Origin of the sequence: Niallia sp. FSL W8-1348, from assembly GCF_038006745.1 — a bacterium.
In the GTDB taxonomy this organism is placed as follows: Bacteria; Bacillota; Bacilli; order Bacillales; family Cytobacillaceae; genus Niallia; species Niallia alba.
In genome coordinates, this window is record NZ_JBBOVV010000002.1 from 329,492 (window position 1) to 345,128 (window position 15,637).

General features: G+C 34.0%; 16 protein-coding genes. 1 reads left to right on the forward strand and 15 read right to left on the reverse strand.

All coding sequences use genetic code 11. The features are described 5' to 3' along the window. Window positions 1–82: 82 nt before the first annotated feature. Entirely contained in the window at window positions 83–1,387 is a 1,305-nt protein-coding gene (gene murA, locus NST60_RS20050; RefSeq protein ID WP_169188638.1) for a UDP-N-acetylglucosamine 1-carboxyvinyltransferase, read from the reverse strand. Between the two features lie 28 nt (window positions 1,388–1,415). Continuing rightward, complete coding sequence (locus tag NST60_RS20055) at window positions 1,416–2,198, reverse strand: DeoR/GlpR family DNA-binding transcription regulator (protein WP_169188639.1); 783 nt, start codon at window positions 2,196–2,198, stop codon at window positions 1,416–1,418. 410 nt (window positions 2,199–2,608) lie between these two features. Here NST60_RS20055 and NST60_RS20060 point away from each other — a divergent pair, with 410 nt between their 5' ends. Next, window positions 2,609–3,673 (forward strand): DmpA family aminopeptidase, encoded by a 1,065-nt coding sequence (locus NST60_RS20060; RefSeq protein ID WP_169188640.1) that lies wholly within the window; start codon window positions 2,609–2,611, stop codon window positions 3,671–3,673. A 42-nt stretch (window positions 3,674–3,715) separates the two neighbouring features. Here the strand turns inward: NST60_RS20060 and NST60_RS20065 are convergent, their stop codons facing one another. The 13 genes from NST60_RS20065 to NST60_RS20125 all read right to left on the reverse strand — a co-directional run bounded on the left by NST60_RS20065 (window position 3,716) and on the right by NST60_RS20125 (window position 15,156). Continuing rightward, a complete protein-coding gene (locus NST60_RS20065; RefSeq protein WP_101731124.1) occupies window positions 3,716–4,282 on the reverse strand; it encodes a nitroreductase family protein in 567 nt (188 codons plus the stop codon). A 97-nt stretch (window positions 4,283–4,379) separates the two neighbouring features. Then, window positions 4,380–4,997, reverse strand: coding sequence for an NUDIX hydrolase (locus NST60_RS20070; RefSeq protein WP_016203675.1), 618 nt, complete (start codon window positions 4,995–4,997; stop codon window positions 4,380–4,382). 36 nt (window positions 4,998–5,033) lie between these two features. Further along, window positions 5,034–6,203: an ABC transporter permease gene (locus NST60_RS20075; protein WP_341100006.1), complete on the reverse strand. Its 1,170-nt coding sequence runs from the start codon at window positions 6,201–6,203 to the stop codon at window positions 5,034–5,036. Then, window positions 6,196–6,909 (reverse strand): ABC transporter ATP-binding protein, encoded by a 714-nt coding sequence (locus tag NST60_RS20080; RefSeq protein ID WP_341100007.1) that lies wholly within the window; start codon window positions 6,907–6,909, stop codon window positions 6,196–6,198. The genes NST60_RS20075 and NST60_RS20080 overlap by 8 nt, the downstream gene beginning before the upstream one ends. A 187-nt stretch (window positions 6,910–7,096) precedes the next feature. After that, window positions 7,097–7,765, reverse strand: a complete 669-nt coding sequence (locus tag NST60_RS20085; protein ID WP_319005182.1) for a DUF975 family protein — start codon at window positions 7,763–7,765, stop codon at window positions 7,097–7,099. A gap of 188 nt (window positions 7,766–7,953) precedes the next feature. Then, window positions 7,954–8,985 (reverse strand): glyceraldehyde-3-phosphate dehydrogenase, encoded by a 1,032-nt coding sequence (locus tag NST60_RS20090; RefSeq protein ID WP_016203671.1) that lies wholly within the window; start codon window positions 8,983–8,985, stop codon window positions 7,954–7,956. Window positions 8,986–9,133: 148 nt separating this feature from the next. Next, complete coding sequence (locus NST60_RS20095) at window positions 9,134–9,937, reverse strand: protein phosphatase 2C domain-containing protein (RefSeq protein WP_016203670.1); 804 nt, start codon at window positions 9,935–9,937, stop codon at window positions 9,134–9,136. Between the two features lie 106 nt (window positions 9,938–10,043). Next, complete coding sequence (locus NST60_RS20100) at window positions 10,044–10,571, reverse strand: AAA family ATPase (protein WP_016203669.1); 528 nt, start codon at window positions 10,569–10,571, stop codon at window positions 10,044–10,046. Window positions 10,572–10,691: 120 nt separating this feature from the next. Further along, entirely contained in the window at window positions 10,692–11,333 is a 642-nt protein-coding gene (locus tag NST60_RS20105) for a histidine phosphatase family protein (protein WP_169188644.1), read from the reverse strand. A 22-nt stretch (window positions 11,334–11,355) separates the two neighbouring features. After that, window positions 11,356–12,087, reverse strand: coding sequence for a class I SAM-dependent DNA methyltransferase (locus tag NST60_RS20110; protein WP_224427937.1), 732 nt, complete (start codon window positions 12,085–12,087; stop codon window positions 11,356–11,358). 177 nt (window positions 12,088–12,264) lie between these two features. Continuing rightward, complete coding sequence (locus NST60_RS20115) at window positions 12,265–12,966, reverse strand: HAD family hydrolase (RefSeq protein WP_224427936.1); 702 nt, start codon at window positions 12,964–12,966, stop codon at window positions 12,265–12,267. A 271-nt stretch (window positions 12,967–13,237) separates the two neighbouring features. Next, window positions 13,238–14,302, reverse strand: coding sequence for an AbrB family transcriptional regulator (locus NST60_RS20120; protein WP_224427935.1), 1,065 nt, complete (start codon window positions 14,300–14,302; stop codon window positions 13,238–13,240). An 86-nt stretch (window positions 14,303–14,388) separates the two neighbouring features. Beyond that, window positions 14,389–15,156: a hypothetical protein gene (locus tag NST60_RS20125; RefSeq protein ID WP_224427934.1), complete on the reverse strand. Its 768-nt coding sequence runs from the start codon at window positions 15,154–15,156 to the stop codon at window positions 14,389–14,391. Window positions 15,157–15,637: the final 481 nt, after the last annotated feature.

The following is a 15,637-nucleotide window of genomic DNA, read 5'->3' on the forward strand; positions in this document are numbered from 1 at the left end:
TTTGGTTTTTCCAATCAGCTAGAGTTATTATTATCTATCTATCATTATATTAAAGTATGTGAGATTATACAATTTCGATATACTAATTAATTTTTTTTACTTCTGCAATCATTAGATCATCGGTTATTTCATCAGACTGATGTAATGAAATATTTGCACCTAGGCTATTAAATGCTGTAACTGCTTCATCGTAGCCACGTTCAATATGTTCGATTCCTGTAATCGTTGTCGTTCCTTCCGCAATTACTCCTGCAAGCATAAGACATATTCCTGCACGAACATCCGAAGCATTAACTAATGCGCCTTGTAACGAAGACTTCCCTTTTATATGCGCTACTCCATTTGCTACCTCTATACTAGCACCCATTTTATTCAACTGATATACATGATTAAATCGGTTTGGATAAACGGTTTCCCGCAGTACACTTCTTCCATTCGCTTGTGTTAGTAATACGGTTAAAGGCTGCTGTAAGTCTGTAGGAAATCCTGGAAACATAGCAGTTCTTACTCTTGTCGCATTAATTCTTCCGTCCAAAAAGGACGTAATATTATTTTCCTTTATTTCAATGCCTACACCAATTTCTTTTAATTTTGTAAGACAGGATGTAAGATGCTCAGGAATGATATCTTCTACTGTAATAGTGCCTCCTGTAATCCCAGAAGATATGAGAAAAGCTCCTGCAATAAGTCGATCGGGAATAACACTGTAGCTACAGCCATTTAATTGTTTAACACCTTTAATTTTAATTGTATCCGTACCAGCGCCTGTAATTTTTGCACCCATTTGATTTAAAAATAATGCTGTATCCGTTACTTCTGGATCTCTTGCCGCATTTAATAAGATCGTTTCTCCTTCAGCTAGTACTGCTGCTAGCGTACTATTAACGGTTGCGCCTGAAGTTATTGTATCAAAATAAATGGTTGCGCCATTTAATCGAGTAGCCTCTACAATATAATAATCTTTATGGAAAGTAAAGGTAGCTCCCATTTTCTCGAATGCTTTTATATGTTGATCAATTGGTCTGCTTACAAAATCATCTCCACCTGGATAGCCAAGGGACACTTTCCCAAATTTAGCAAGTAATGCACCAATAAAATAATAGGCTGTTCTAAATTTACCAGACTTTTCTGGTTCAATAATGGGGTTATTTATATTAGTTGGGTCAATATGAACATCTCCTAGAATATCTCGATTCATGACACATCCAATTTCTTCCCCAATTTCACGCAATACACGAAAATCTGCAATATTTGGGATATTCTTTAACGTTACTGGCTCACTAGCTAAGCATGCTGCAGCAAGAATCGCTAGTGAACTATTTTTCGATCCTGGTACTGTTAGGGATCCTTCTAGCTTTGAAGGTCCTTCTATCTTCATCCATCTCATTATGAATCTCCTATTCCGTTCTTTCTAACTAATGTAAATCAGCAAAGATTACTTTCAGTCTCTTCTCTTTTATCTCCTGGATTGTTTTTTCCTGAGCGCCTAAATCTGTAATGAAGATATCAATATCCTCTATTGGTACGGATTGCATAAACATTTCAATTCCTATCTTTTCATGTGGTGCTAAGCATACCACTTTTTTGGCAACACTGGAAACTGTCTGTGCAAATGCTGCAGCTTCAGGAGTAGAAGTACTAATACCTTTTACGTTAATTCCTCCTCCTGTTAAAAAACAAATATCCAAAGAAAATTTACGCATCATTTCCATAGCCAGACAATCTATCATACTACCAGATGAAACACCCCTTAGCTTTCCACCGATTAAATAGGAACTAATATTCTCTCGTGTTCTAATATGTTCGGCAATTTTTAGAGAATTGGTAATGATTGTATAAGGGAAATCAGTTGGCAAATATTTCATCATTCCATAATGAATACCTGCTCCTCCAATAAAAACAGTATCATTTTTTTTAATGCAGGAAGCTGCTAATTTAGATATAGCATTTTCATGTGGAGCACCTGCTCCGTATCTAATTGCATCTGGTTGCGACATTGTCCGCACTTTAGGTGTTGGTTCAGGAAGAATGGCACCACCATATGTTTTTTGCAGTAATCCTTGTTCTTCCATAATGGATAAGTCTCTTCTTATCGAATCAAGGGACATTTCAAATTTAGCTGCTAAATCTTTGGCGATTACTTTGCCATCTCTTGCTATAATTTCTAAAATTCTTTGTCTTCTTTCCTCCGCTAACATATGCTACCCTTTCTCATTAAAATCTAAATTTATATTATTCCGTTTTATTAAGTTTTGTCAAACTTATTATTCTTTTTCTTTCATTTTCATTCCGTTTTATTCGTTTTTTACCATGAGAGAACATTTGTTCTTATTTTGAATAGTGTATTGTTTAGCAAGCATTTAAAGAAGGAAAGTACAAAAAAGACTGCTTCACCAGCAATCTTTATCATTTATTGTTTTCATCATATTAAAGCTTTATATCATATTCCATTCGTCTTGCTGTTTCTCTCGCCATTTTCGCTCCTAATAAACACTTACAAGATGAAACGACTGTTTTTATAAATTATTTCGAATGAGTTTGTGAAAAACTTGATAAATTTCTTTCATTTTGAAAAAATAATACTATCAATACGGAAGGTAGGTTATTTATGATCAAACAAAAGCGGATACGGGATTATGGAGTTACGATAGGTAAACTAAAAACTGGAAGCAAAAATGCCATTACAGATGTCGATGGCGTTACAGTTGGCCATGTTACCTTAAAAAATGGTGATACACAAACAGGTGTTACAACAATATTGCCACATCAAGGAAACGTATTTAAGGAAAAGGTAATTGCTTCAAGTCATGTTATTAATGGCTTTGGAAAAACGATGGGTTTGATGCAAATAAATGAATTAGGAACAATCGAAACCCCTATCCTTTTAACAAATACATTAAGCATTGGTGCTGCTGCAGATGCATTAATTGAATATATGCTAGATAATAATACGGAAATCGGTAAGACTACAGGAACCGTTAATCCGATTGTTTGTGAATGTAATGATATGTTCCTGAATGATATAAGAGCAAGAAATATCACCAAACAACATGTTTTCGATGCGATTGTCAATGCCTCACCTACGTTTGAGGAAGGTTCAATTGGAGCAGGTCGCGGCATGTTATGTTACTCCTTAAAGGGAGGAATTGGTACGTCATCACGTATAATAGATATGAAACATGGTAGCTATACATTGGGTGTCTTAACCTTGACTAATTTCGGAATATTGAGCGATTTAGTGATAGCTGGAAAGCCAATTGGGCAGGAACTAAAAGAGCATCTTATTCAAGCAAAAAATGATAAGGATAAGGGATCAGTCATTATAATAGTCGCAACAGATCTTCCTGTTTCAGAGAGACAATTAAATCGCATTATTAAGCGTGCTGTCACTGGACTCGCTCGTACTGGTTCCATCATTACGACAGGCAGCGGTGAAGTAGTAATTGGTTTTTCTACAGCCACAAAAATTCCGCACGAAAATCCATATTCGAGTGTGCCTGTATCAACAATTCATGAAGAGGATATAGATAAAGCTTTTAGAGCAGTTGGAGAAGCTACTGAAGAAGCTGTGCTAAATTCTCTCATTACAGCGACACATGTAATTGGACGCGAGGGAAACGAACGACCAACCCTACAAGATTTAATAAATAAACATCATATTAGTCTTTGCTAAAAAAACAGACGCATTTGTATCATTAGTGCGTCTGTTTTTTTATTATTTATACTTCCCTTCTAAAATCGATTCGGATAAAGGACGACGATTAGATGGTTGCTCTCGTGCTTGAAAGTCTTCAGACAATGCCTCTTTTTCGCCTTGATACCCTATTGCGATAGTTACTTGAATATCAAATTCTTCTGGAATATTTAAGACTTCTCGAGCCTTTGCCTTATCAAATCCACCAATCGCATGTGTTTTCAAACCTTCTTTAATAGCCTGCAAAGATAAGAAGCCCCATGCTGTCCCACTGTCAAAAGCATGCATTCCGTTCTGTTTATCCGAAATAAGCACTGCTAATACTGGAGCATTTTTACACCATTCTAAATTTCTTTCAAAAATAAATGAATGGAATAGTGCTCGTTCTTCTGGTGTTCGAGCAATAATAAAACGCCATGGCTGCAAATTATTGGCAGAAGGTGCCCAACGAGCAGCCTCAAACAAGCGCATTAGCATTTCTTCTGGTACTTCTTTTTTTAAAAATGAACGGGGAGACCATCGATTTAAAAAAATGGGATCAATCTCATGGTCTGATTGACGAAATTGTTGTATTTCTTTTTCTTTCATAATAATCCATCCTCTAATTTTTTTCATTTCTCTCTTATTTTAATTATTTAAAAATTACAAATCAACCAATTGATTTTAGTTAAGACAAATTAGGTAATCAATCAAAATATACAGCCTCTCCCGGGTTATAAAGATGCTTAAACGCTAATTGGATTTGTGATTCCGTATTTCTAGGAATCGATAAAGGAGGAAGTGCATCTGCTGAAAAAAATTCGACCGAACTAGTTTCTATTCCTTCCTTCGCCTCTCCTCCCACAATCTCACACTGAAGAAACATTTTATACACATGATATGGAGAAGGGGGATGTGGATGGCACTTCTTATCCATTACAGCAATTAGTTTTACCGCTTTTACTTGATATCCCGATTCTTCTCGTACTTCTTTAACGGCTACTTCTGCTGGTGTTAAGCCAATATCTCCCCAGCCTCCTGGTAATGCCCAAGATTTATCTGTCTTTTCTTTCACCATCAAAATTTTCTCATCTTTAAAGACTACTGCTCTAATATCTACCTTCGGAGTTGCATAACCTGTTTCATTCGCAAAAAGTTCGCGTATACTAGTTGTATCCATCTTTGTATATTCCGACATTATCTCCATGCTTAATTTCCTGATGTCTTCAAATCTTTCCAAATCATATACATCTTTCGAATACGTTAAACCTGCTTGTGCAATTGCTTGAAGCTGTTTTCCCCATTGCAACCATTTCGGTTCCATAATATGACCTCCAATATTGAAATAAAGTTAAACAATCTAAACACCTACCATCTTCATAACATACCAAGCCACATAGTTAAAAAAGAATACGATTCCTAAAGCAAGAGCAATCATTACCATTACGCCCTTTTTCCTTGCAGAAAAAAAGGCATCACTTTCCATATACTTTTTCATTAATGGATGGTATTGACACACTTTATTCCATAAACTAATTAACCATCCATACATCATGATAGAAAAACCGATAAAAATAATTATTTTTAGCCATAATGGCGGTACGATAATCATTGCCCATGTTGTACTGTTAATCAACATAAAATAGCCATATAAATAACTAGAATTACGCAGAATAATTTTAATAAATAATTCGATAAAACCGTTAGATGGTGTGCGTTTTTTAAAAATCCGTTTAGAATTTTTGAATGTACGCGGCTTTTTTCTGTTCATGATCACTGGCTTTTCTATTTCAGGTGCTGCCAAATAAATAAACTGAACCATGCTTGTTTTACGTTCCTGTTCCATTTCAATATGTAAGTCAAGAGAACCTATCTTATGTAAGGCTTTTAGACTAAAGAAAATCGACAAAATAAGAAGGATACCTGAAATAACATAAACCGGAACATAATATTGGTTAGCAACGATACGATAAATCCATTGGCTAGACCAAATACATATCAAAAATAGGAAAAACATAATGAAACTTTTTTGAAAAATGGAAGCAATTTTTCTGATATGGTATTTAAGTAATAGAAAGCAAGAATGTAAGGTATTAAAATAGACAAATAATACAAGGATTTCCTGCCAGCTTAACAAATAATATTGAAGCAAAAACGGTAAGAGGCATAGAAATCCTGCGCCCATAACAAGGATTTGCCAAAAAAGGGAATTACAATAACTTAATATTTTTAATTTCCATAACAAATCAAGTTGTTTTACTAAAAATACTTTATCCGCTTCGACAAGATAGGTACGAATATGGCCAATCCAAGCAAGAACGGCTAAAAAGAAAAACGGTATGATAAAAGGGATGTTGTGAATCCAAACAGGTAATTCAATCCACCATGAACGGTAGATGATTCCACAAAAAATAACTGCAGGGACAAGAATATAGATAATTACCGTCCAATCTGCAATGGATCGAAACACATTCCATTGATAGCGCCAATTCTTGATCAACCGTGAAAAAAATAGCTTTCTACTATTCACTTTCATTATCCTCTGCGAGCAAATGAAAACAATCATACAGAGAGCCATCCGGTAACTGACACAGTCCCCGAATATCCTCTAACGTTCCTTTTGCAACTAGGTGACCATTATGTATTATAAGAAATCGATCACAAATTTTTTCTGCTGTGTCTAACACATGGGTAGACATTAGTATCCCAGCCCCACGATTTCGTTCCATTTCGATCGATTCAAAAAAAAGCTTCATTGCATTTGGATCAAGACCCATAAATGGCTCATCAATAATATAAAGGAAAGGATTAGTGATCATCGCAAGGATAAGCATCGCTTTTTGCTGCATCCCTTTAGAATATTTAGTTGGATTTTCATGGGCGTAGTCCCATAGTTTGTACTGATTTAGTAACTCATTTGCTTTTTGCTTGTATTGTTTTTCTTCTAATCCTTCCACTGCTGCCACAAAATCTAGATGTTCCCATAATGTTAATTCATCATAAAAAATGGGTCGTTCTGGTAAATAAGAATAATTTAAGTCCTCTATGTATGATATCTTTCCTTCTATATGTTCTATTAGTCCTAATAGACTCTTTATCGTGGTGCTTTTACCAGCCCCATTCGGCCCAATTAAACCAACTAATTCTCCTTTCTCAATCGAAAAATCAATATCCTTAATAATTTCTTTCTTTTGCTCGTATCCCGCCGATTGTATCGCTACATCTATAAGAGACATTGTACATCCTCCCTCACTTGTTACAATTACATACGAGTAAAGATGTAAGAAAGTTTTTATTTTAAAATAAAACAAACAAAATTTCTTTGATGGATACCAGATTCATAAAAAAAATAGGACCACGATTGTAGTCCTAAATAAAGCAGTCATCTGATTGCGAAATATATTTGCTTGTAAGACGAATATTTTAAAGTTCAATAACCTCTTTTTCCGAAATATGATTATGATAAAAAGTGGCATTAGAGGTATAGATGTAAGGAACTAACCAAAGAAAGCCGATTCCTAATGAAAGTATACAAAGCAGACCCCATCCAATAAAGCTTAAGTTTAATAAAAAGTATTTCCACTTGTATCCATCCATTCTTCTTCTGCTTTCCGTAATTGCTTCAAAGATTCCATACTCTGGATTGTCTTTAAACAAATACAATGTCTGTGAATATGCTAGACCTTTAATAATACCAGGAATAACTAACAATAAAGTCCATAAAAAAGTAAAAATGCCGATCATAATATTTGTTCCAATAAGCTTTAAAGAAAGATTAGCATTTATGTAAATACTGAAAACTTGAGGAACTTCAGGTTTTTCCGCGCGTACAAGTCCTAAATAAAACCAGAGAATACCTACTGTGAGCGGGATATACAAGATATAGATAATAAAATTGATTAATTCTGAGCCAAGCGGAGAATAGTCTTGATAAAGCCAATTATGAATCCCGCCACTAAATAAAATTTCTATTAATGTCGTTACAACGATACTAATAAGGAAATAAATTAAGGTTAATAAAACACCTTTTCCCCATGAGCCTCTTAATGATTGCCTCGCTTGTGATTTAATTTGTCTTATCTTCAATTTCATTCCTCCCCTAATTCTGCTATTTAAAAATTCCTCCTTTCATCCCTAAATATAAATATGCGTTTTATTTGTTTTTATGAAAAAGAAATGTATGGAAGATAACAGAAAAACATAGAAAAAGGAAAGTTTGTACGTTTGGTAAATAACCTTGTACAACTATCCTTTTTCTATGTTACTGATCTAGATTTCTCTTAGACTGCTTGACTATCCATCTCCACACGCATTTTACTTCCAACGAGTTTTACTAAATCTACTACTCGGTTTGAATAGCCCCATTCATTGTCATACCATGCAAGGATCTTTACTTTGTTTTGTCCTATAACCATTGTAGATAAAGCATCAATGGTGGCTGATTGGGTAGTTGTGTTAAAGTCAACAGATACTAAAGGTTCATCGGTAATAGCAAGGATACCTTTAAGCTTTCCTTTTGCTGCTTCTTCAAAGACTTGATTAATAGCTTCTGACGTTACATTTTTCTCTAAATCAACGACTAAATCCACTAGTGAAACATTCTGGGTTGGTACTCGCAATGCCATTCCATGAAGTTTTCCTTCTAAGTGAGGAAGAATCTGTTTTAAAGCTTTAGCAGCACCTGTTGTAGTTGGAATAATATTTTGTCCGCAAGATCTTGCTCTGCGCAAATCCTTATGCGGATTATCAATATTATTTTGATCATTTGTATAGGAATGAATGGTCGTCATTAATCCATTTTTTATCTTGAAATGCTCATCTATAACCTTAACGACTGGTCCTAAGCAATTGGTCGTACACGAAGCATTGGAAATAATGTAATGTTTATTAATATTTAAAGTCTCTTCATTCACACCCATCACAATGGTTGCATCCGCATTTACACCAGGTGCTGTTAATACAACTTTTTTTGCGCCGGCTTTCAAATGCAAGGCTGCTTTGTCTCTTGCATTAAATTTACCTGTCGCTTCTATAACAATATCAATATCTAGTTCCTTCCAAGGTAAATTTTCTGGATTACGGTTATTCACTAACAGGATTTTTTGTCCATTGATAACAATCGAATCATCCATAGCAACTACTTTACCATGGAACTTGCCATGAATTGTGTCATACTTTATTAAATGTGCTATCGTTTCAGATGAATAACTAGCATTAATAGCAGTAATATGTATATTTTGGTCATTAATTGCATTTCTAAGAACCATTCTTCCAATTCTCCCAAACCCATTAATCGCAACTGATATAGTCATTCAATTCGCCCCTTTGAATAAGTTATACTAATTAATCATTATCACCAATTAAGTATAACACATTTGAAATAAAATACATCTTATTTATCCTTTAAAATAAGATGTATTTTTTCTTATCTATTGACTTAAGGGAAGTAGGTGATTTCTTTTACCTATTTAAATCACTTGGCATTGTAGACTCTTCTTTATTGGTTACGAACCAAGAAATGATTGTTGTACTATCACGAACTTTGTTCTTTTTTATGTCTTTTAATAAGCTATAGACTCCTTCTTGATTAGTTAGCTTTCCAAATGGGTGAAAGATAGGGGCAATTGTATAATAATCACTGTTGGGACATTCAGTAAGACCATCTGTAGTCAGAAATATATGTGTTTTTCCTTTCCTTAATTCTTTCACTCCTAAACTATAAGAGGGCACTCCTTGATGGAAGGTACTATTTTGGCCAATCCATTCATAAAAACTTCGATGATTTTGCTGGTATTCTCCTAATCTTGCAAGTTCTGGATGATTTAATGCAAGGATGCAATCACCAATCGATAACCACCATAGAAAGTTTTCTTTTCGTATAACGATTAAGCATGCAGTTTCTCCTTGAATCATTTTGCATTTTTCTAGAAATTCCTCGTTGGAAAAATGGTTTAAGAAAAAGGAAGTAATTTGTGGAAACACTTGATTTAACGATAATTGTAGAATCATTTTTATCTCTTTTCGTTTTTCATCAATACTTTTTATGACTAAATCTGCACTCTGCGCTGTATCATGTGCATCTAAGAGAGTCACTAGTTCCCAATCATTTTGTTCATCTATCCAGATTAAGCAACCGTCCTCATTTTTATATTGACCTGAAGATGAATTCCCTCCAAATCGGCCAACTACTAAGTTATTTTTTAGCTGAAGAATATTAATTTGATCAACAAAATGCTTATCACTACCTACCCATTTATATTCCATATTTCACTTCCTCAAGCATAACTTCTTTAAAATATATTATTATCCTTTCACATAATGCAATAATTTCAGTCTCTTCCGCAATTGGAGCTTCCGGCCATTCATAATGTCAATCACTTTTCAAAAAATATTTCCGATAAATAGCTTTATTATTCTTAACTACAAAGATTTTATTTTGATACTTTTCATATGTCTTAAAAAAATAAGGTTTCCCTACTTGCTCAAAGTGTTTATTCCATTTAAACATTTTAAAGAAAATCTGCCAATTTGGTTGATAATTTGCTTTTTCTAGACCAAGCTTTTGTTTAAAAAATCTTTTTATAATCCGATATGTTCGAATAGCATAATTAGTATCCAAGAAAATAATTATATCTGCTTGATAGAAACTTTTGCTAACCCATGGTTCACTATGAACTCCTTCAATAACCCATTTATCCGTTTCTGTGATTGAATGTAAAAATTCTTTTCTTTCTTCTTCCGTTCTTCTACTATCACCATTTTCCGTTCGCTTCCAAACGACATTATCTAATTCATAATAAGGAATTTGCATCATCTTTGATAAATCCCTCGCCAATGTTGTCTTTCCACTACCTACGGACCCGATAATATGGATTTTATTTGGAGCAGTTTTCACCATAAAACTCCTCCTTTCTATAAGGGTCCTATTATGCATGAAATTGTAGTAAATGGTCATTCTATTTGACTCTACAAATAGAGAAAACTTTGATAGAAGCTCATGGAATTATTTTCTTCGTTTTTAGTTTTCCATGCTCAAAGTTAACTTTCCACTGTCACGGAAAGAGGCATCCGCTACTTTTTCCACCATTATTTGACCATCTTTTACAAGAATAACGGATACACAGCAATTGTCATGGTGTGGAAATCCGTCCGTGTTTAAAAGGGATTTCATTAAATAGCCAATAGTTACTCCATGAGAAAAGACTGCTATGTTTCCGCCGGTATCTCTGTGGGCAGCTATAATATCAGCAACAGCAGCGTTTGTTCTATTTAATAATTCAGTAAATGATTCGCCATCTTGCACTTTACTTTCCACATCTTTAAAAGAAAATAGTCTCTCAAGAATATCTCCATGCTCTGTAATAATATCTGTCTGTAGCATTGCTTCCAACATACCAAAATTCATTTCTTTCAATCTAGCATCTTTTGTTATTTTGATATTCCTAGTACCTAAAGCAAATTTAGCAGTGTCTAATACTCTCTGACTATCACTCGCATAAGCAGCCTCAAAAGGAACATCTACTAAACCAGCGCCTACAGATTTCGCTTGTAATATCCCATTTTCTGTTAACGGGGAATCACAAAACCCTTGCATTCTTCTCTCGATATTATATTGGGTCTCTCCATGTCTAATAAAATATAACCTTAATTCCTTTTCCATTTCGAACATCCTTTCTTTCTCTTTATTTTTCACAGGATAAAATCAAGAAAAGCGGAATCCTTTTCCGTCTTTCGAACTCTTTTTCGTGCTGAAAGTGCTCTTGTTTAGGCATTCCTTCCCGTAAATCTGTTACTTTAAAGCCTGCTTGTTTCAACATTCGAACATATTCCTCTATTGTTCGATGATATTTTACTACATCCTTACCTATCCAAGGCTCCGTTCTTTCTCCCATTGAGAAATAATTATCTACAATCCAATTTGTTCTTTTTTCTGAAGAGGTTGCACTCTCTATAGAAGACAGCAGTAGCGGGTGTTGTACACTAAAAACAAATTTCCCATTATCGTTTAAATTATTATAGACAGCTTGAAATATCTTATATAAATCTTTTATATAGTGAAATACTAACCTTGAAACAACCAAATCAGTCTTGGAGTTCGTAAAATTCCATTCTTCTAATGTGGAGTGGTTAACGTAACCGTTTGTTCCATTTAGATGACTGGAAGCTTCATCAAACATTCTCTTTGAACCTTCTACACCTGTATACTTTTCTGCACCCTTTTCTAATAATTCTATCCCGAATTTAGCATCTCCACATCCTAAATCGAGAATCGATTTGCCTTTAACTTCTCCTAATAATTCAAATAAGATCGGCCTTTCTATATTATTATTAGGGCTTGTATCTCGATTTCGTCTTGCTCGATAATTTTCAAAAAATTGCTCATTGTCATATACGGAGGAACCATGATATGCCACTCATTCACCTCTTCTTATTTCTTCTAAAAAAATTCGTTTATATGTTACAATCCTATTTTATAGCATTTAGGCTGATTCGTCTTTTTTTGAATGTAACTTTAATGTATGTTTAAAGATTATTCACAGCTTATTTGTTTAAATTAGCGAAGATGAGTGAACTACCAATTGTTACATTTTTCATAAAATAAACAATAAATCGGATAACTTATTAATAGTTAAATATCTTGAGCTTTTTTGAGCATTCGGTCTTGAAAGGATTAATATTGTCTGAATCCCAATGTTAGTAGCACTATCTAAATTTATTTCATAATCATCAATAAATACGGTTTCTTTTGCTGGTACATTCATTCCTTTAAGTGCTTGTTCAAATATAACTGGGTTAGGTTTATTCACGCCAAGCTCAAAATTAAACGTCATATCATCAAAATAATCATAAAATCCTGCGTTTTTGAGGACTCTTATAATGGATGGATCGGTGTCAGATATAATCCCAATTTTATACTTCTCTTTTAATGCTTCCATTGTTTTTTTTGCATCCTCATAAAATATATAATTGGAATCGTTATATACTCTATCATAGGCAATGATTTCAGCTTGTTGTAATGTTAATTTAATCTCAGGTAGCTCGTCAGCAATTGTCTTATAATAATTCATATACCTTTCAAGTTCCTCCAATTCAGTCTTGTAAATTTCCATTTTCAAATATTCATTTGCTTTCAAAAATGTTATATGAAGCCTTTCCTTGGAGATAGAATGTAGGTTTTCCAAATTAATATACTCCAGAGCTTTTGTAGTAATTTTCCAATTACCTGTAAAAGGTCGAAAAATTGTCCAACCTAGGTCAAAAAATATCGCGCGTATAGGATTATTTAATTTCATTACCGAACTCACCCTTAATAAAAAAATAAGTATTTCAAGTTGTAACCCCAATATTCATTTATATACACTAGAATTCATGTAATCAAATAATTGACACTATATGACATAAAACTCTTAAAAAATCTAATACTAGTTGTTTCAAATCCCGTTTTTTCTATAAAATCCAATAGCGTTGAACCTATAGTTTAAAACCTTCCAATCTATTAAAATAGCTGACCATTTTGTAACTATTGGGGCTACTACTTCTAAGTTTGAAACAATATAAACACGATTAACTTTTTCGCTCTTCTAATCTTTGTTCTACACGTTGAAATCCCCATTTCATAATGATTGGCACACAAAACAAGATAAATAATAATCGAAATAACTGATAGGTCGTAATAATCGGTAGGTTAGCGTGAACAGATTGTCCTAACACCGCCATTTCTGCCATTCCACCTGGTGCGAGACCAATAAAAGCAGTCAATAAGGAGATATCACGGTCTACACTTACAAGGATATAACCAAGAATGAGAGAAAAAAGAACAAGTAATGAGGACGTTACCGCTACTACGCTTAAAAATTTTGCTTTATTTTCGATATTACCAAATTTAATTTGCAATCCAAGATCAATACCTACTAATATTTGCGCTAAACTCGTTAATGAAGTTGGAATCGCTGGCAAATCAACTCCGACAATCGATATAGTTGCAATAAGAAGCATCGGCCCAATCATAAAAGGTGCAGGGAATTTGCATTTTTTCACTAAATTTGCGATGAGATAGCAAAAGAAAAGGAGCAGAAAAATCACCCAATGATAACTTGCGCTTTCTACAGCAGCTGTTACCGTAGCAATCGCTTGGTTTCCATACAATATTGGACTATATACAAGTAGTGGCACGAGAATCATAACAGATAAAATTCTACTGATTTGAATAATCGTTACTACGGTAAGATCGATTCCTTTAATTTCGGAACTAATGGCAACCATTTGGGAAAGTCCACCTGGAATACAACCAGCAACCGTCGATTTTAAATTACTATGCGTTAATTTAGAGGTAATAAAGGCAAGAATTAAACTAAAGGCAATCATGACAACAGTCATTAAAAGCATAGAAGGTAGGTGAATTCCCATTTCTATTAGTGTTTGTTTTGTGAATTGTTTTCCGATGATATATCCAATGACAAGAAGTCCTATATCTCGAAAAGAGAAAGGTAGTTTCGGAGAATGTTTTGCAAGGCGGACATAAAGAATTGTACCGAACATGGGGCCAAGCAGCCAAGAAAGCGGAAGTTGACATACTTGAAACACCCATCCTCCAAGTATAGCGGTTAAACATAAGAAAAGTAATGACATGATTTCGATCCTTTCTAAAAATAAGTACTTTCATTATACTACTTATTTTCCAATAAAATGAAGGATCTATTTTATTTTTGTTAACATTAGTTTCCTTTATAACTAATTTCCTTCACTTTGACTTTTTGTAAAACCCAATCCTCTTTATTCCAAGTCCACCAAGTTTCTAAATAACCAATCGTATCAACCGTTGCTAACCCACTTATTCTCTGTTTCCCTTTAATTGCAGTTTGATTATTATATCTCGTTACCTTTAGCTCAGAAAAGGGGGAAAGAATTAATTCAGTTGGTTCATTTAATCTTCCTTTATGGTAAAGTCCAAGCTTTTCATAGTGATTTCTGCGATCATATAAGTCAAAGATATATGTCTTTTCTTTATTTATTTTTAATTCTGCTTTATATGCATCTTTAAACTGACTTTCAACTGAAGCCAACTCTGGCTTTTGCAATTCTACTATATTATTTTCCTGTAGCTGAAAGAAATAAAAGTTTTTTTCTGTTCCTCTCTCATTCGCAGAAACAGTCAGCAATAATTCTTTCTGGTGATCGTCATTGATATCGATGATATGTAATTTAGGATCAAATCCACCTTCTACAGTTAATATCGCTGGCTTATCTTTTTCCTTCGTGACCTTTAGTAACAATTCCTTAAAGAAATTGCTATTTTCAGGCTGATCCGATCCATCTCCTTTTAATTGAATCATTTCTTCTTGGTCGTCATTTGTTATATCCGTTTTTTCTTCAAAGATTAATTTGTTTGTTTTCTCATCCTTCTCCATTGCATATACACCAGTAATAGCAGTTAAAGTCATTAAAAAGAAAGCACATAAAGCAACAAGTAATTCTCTTCTCATGCTAAAACCTCCCTACATCTTAATACTTTTTAGGATGTCCTTTTTTGGTAAAATCATGTAAGTAAGGAAAAGAAAATTTATAAAATAACGGGATATTTGTTATTTAAATATTACATAAGGTATAGTGACATTGGATGGAGGAGGGACGAACTCCCTTTTTCCTGATATTTTTAATAAAAGTGGTTTTCATTCGTCTGATGAATGCTATTTTCCTATCTTTCTTGGCAAAAGTGGTTTTCATTCGTCTGATGAACGCTATTTTCCTATCTTTCTTGGCAAAAGTGGTTTTCATTCGTCTGATGAACGCCATTTTTCTTATCGTTCTTGGCAAAAGTGGTTTTCATTCGTCTGATGAACGCCATTTTTCTTATCGTTCTTGGCAAAAGTGGTTTTCATTCGTCTGATGAACGCCATTTTTCTTATCGTTCTTGGCAAAAGTGGTTTTCATTCGTCTGATGAACGCCATTTTTCTTATCGTTCT

Coding starts and splice junctions, on each gene's coding strand:
- NST60_RS20060 (WP_169188640.1), top strand. CDS start 2,609: ATGATCAAACAAAAGCGGATACGGGATTATGGAGTTACGATAGGTAAA.
- murA (WP_169188638.1), bottom strand. CDS start 1,387: ATGAGATGGATGAAGATAGAAGGACCTTCAAAGCTAGAAGGATCCCTA.
- NST60_RS20100 (WP_016203669.1), bottom strand. CDS start 10,571: ATGGTGAAAACTGCTCCAAATAAAATCCATATTATCGGGTCCGTAGGT.
- NST60_RS20120 (WP_224427935.1), bottom strand. CDS start 14,302: ATGTCATTACTTTTCTTATGTTTAACCGCTATACTTGGAGGATGGGTG.
- NST60_RS20090 (WP_016203671.1), bottom strand. CDS start 8,985: ATGACTATATCAGTTGCGATTAATGGGTTTGGGAGAATTGGAAGAATG.
- NST60_RS20095 (WP_016203670.1), bottom strand. CDS start 9,937: ATGGAATATAAATGGGTAGGTAGTGATAAGCATTTTGTTGATCAAATT.
- NST60_RS20070 (WP_016203675.1), bottom strand. CDS start 4,997: ATGGAACCGAAATGGTTGCAATGGGGAAAACAGCTTCAAGCAATTGCA.
- NST60_RS20065 (WP_101731124.1), bottom strand. CDS start 4,282: ATGAAAGAAAAAGAAATACAACAATTTCGTCAATCAGACCATGAGATT.
- NST60_RS20085 (WP_319005182.1), bottom strand. CDS start 7,765: ATGAAATTGAAGATAAGACAAATTAAATCACAAGCGAGGCAATCATTA.
- NST60_RS20055 (WP_169188639.1), bottom strand. CDS start 2,198: ATGTTAGCGGAGGAAAGAAGACAAAGAATTTTAGAAATTATAGCAAGA.
- NST60_RS20115 (WP_224427936.1), bottom strand. CDS start 12,966: ATGAAATTAAATAATCCTATACGCGCGATATTTTTTGACCTAGGTTGG.
- NST60_RS20080 (WP_341100007.1), bottom strand. CDS start 6,909: ATGTCTCTTATAGATGTAGCGATACAATCGGCGGGATACGAGCAAAAG.
- NST60_RS20125 (WP_224427934.1), bottom strand. CDS start 15,156: ATGAGAAGAGAATTACTTGTTGCTTTATGTGCTTTCTTTTTAATGACT.
- NST60_RS20105 (WP_169188644.1), bottom strand. CDS start 11,333: ATGGAAAAGGAATTAAGGTTATATTTTATTAGACATGGAGAGACCCAA.